Genomic DNA, 406 nt, shown 5'->3' with positions numbered 1-406 from the left:
CGGTGTTATCAAGCTCGACTGAATCTTGTGCTGAAATCGGGTTACCCGCTACATCTGACACGCTTGCTGTGGCGGTGAGTGTGCCATCGTTTAGTGCGCTTGCATCAATCGGATCGGTAACATATTCGCCGTTTTGAACAAGCGCTGTGGTTTCAACTTGGTTTGTACCATCACTGATGATCACCGTCACGGTTTGACCGTCTTCCACATCGCTTACCGTGCCACGCACGACCATGGTGGCGCTTTCACCGTTACCATTAATCACGCCGTCGGCGGTTTTATCAATGCTAGTTGTAATCGCGGCGGTGTTATCAAGTTCTACGCTATCTTGCGCGCTTACAGGGTTGCCTGCCACATCGGATACGCTGGCTGTGGCGGTGAGTGTGCCGTCATTTAATGCGCTTGC

At 52.2% G+C, this 406-nt stretch carries 1 protein-coding gene; it reads right to left on the bottom strand.

Annotated features, from left to right (window positions below; genetic code table 11):
- Positions 1-406, bottom strand: a 406-nt coding sequence (locus tag CWC16_RS19905; RefSeq protein WP_171037677.1) for a hypothetical protein, incomplete at both ends; no start/stop codon positions are given.

Source organism: Pseudoalteromonas sp. S3776 (genome assembly GCF_005886915.1).
In the GTDB taxonomy this organism is placed as follows: domain Bacteria; phylum Pseudomonadota; class Gammaproteobacteria; order Enterobacterales; family Alteromonadaceae; genus Pseudoalteromonas.
The sequence above is the reverse complement of the archived record's forward strand: the minus strand, read 5'-3'. Positions and strand labels throughout refer to the sequence as shown.